This window comes from Micropruina sp., assembly GCF_027492755.1.
Classification (GTDB): Bacteria; Actinomycetota; Actinomycetes; order Propionibacteriales; family Propionibacteriaceae; genus Micropruina.
The window spans coordinates 31,217-32,472 of sequence record NZ_JAPUED010000256.1; the positions used below are offsets into that span (position 1 = coordinate 31,217).

The 1,256-nt window shown below is 70.0% G+C and carries 1 protein-coding gene; it reads right to left on the minus strand.

Annotated features, from left to right (window positions below; all coding sequences use genetic code 11):
- Positions 1-26 precede the first annotated feature (26 nt).
- Positions 27-1,256 (minus strand): serine hydroxymethyltransferase (locus Q0066_RS17485; RefSeq protein ID WP_298135317.1); only part of this gene is annotated, 1,230 nt, incomplete at its 5' end.

Here is a 1,256-nt window from a genome sequence, read left to right on the forward strand (position 1 = left end):
GTCCGGCGGTGGCGCCGAGAGTCGGGTCAGACCTCCAGGCCGGGGTAGAGCGGGTTGGCGTCCAGCAGTTCGGCGGAGGCCGCCTTGGTGGCTTCGGCGACGCCGTCGGCCAGGGTGTACTTGGCCTTGCCGGGAGTCCCCGCCGCGGTCGTGGTGGCGCTGGTGTGGGACAGCACGTTCACGATCAGCTCGGCGACCCGGTCGAACTCGGACGCGCCGAAGCCGCGCGAGGTGAGCGCCGGGGTGCCGATCCGGACGCCGGTGGTGTACCAGGCGCCGTTCGGATCGTTCGGCACCGAGTTGCGGTTGGTGACGATGCCGGCGTCCAGCAGGGCCGACTCGGCCTGCCGTCCGGTGATGCCGAACGAGCGGGTGTCGATCAGCACCAGGTGGTTGTCGGTGCCGCCGGTGACCAGGGTGGCGCCGCGCTTCAGCAGACCCTCGGCCAGCACCTTGGCGTTGTCGGCGACGTTCTGGGCGTAGCCGCGGAAGGCGTCCGTGCGGGCCTCGGCGAAGGCGATCGCCTTGGCGGCCATGATGTGCGACAGCGGTCCGCCGAGCACCATCGGGCAACCGCGGTCGACGCTGGGCGCGTACTCGGGGGTCGACAGCACGAAGCCGCCGCGCGGGCCGCGCAGCGACTTATGCGTGGTCGAGGCCACGACGTGCGCGTAGGGCACCGGGTTCTCCTCGCCGGTGAACACCTTGCCGGCCACCAGGCCGGCGAAATGCGCCATGTCGACGAACAAGGTGGCGCCCACCTCGTCGGCGATCTCGCGCATCTTGGCGAAATTCACCCGCCGCGGGTAGGCGGAATAGCCGGCCACCAGGATCAGCGGCTTGAACTCGCGGGCGTCGGCGAGCAGCTTGTCGTAGTCGATCAGCTGGGTGTCGGGATGCGTCCCGTAGGAACGCTGGTGGAACATCTTGCCCGAGATGTTGGGCCGGAAGCCGTGGGTCAGGTGACCGCCGACGTCCAGGCTCATGCCCATCACCCGCTGCTCGGCGAAGGACTTGCGCAGCGTCTCCCAGTCGTCCTCGGAGAGCTCGTTGACGTTCTTGGCACCCAGCCGCTGCAGCGCCGGCGACTCCACCCGGTGGGCCAGGATCGACCAGTAGGCGACCAGGTTGGCGTCGATGCCCGAGTGCGGCTGCACATAGGCGTAGTCGGCGCCGAACAGCGCGCGGGCATGCTCGGCGGCCACCGACTCGACGGTGTCGACGTTCTGGCAGCCGGCGTAGAAGCGGTGCCCGAC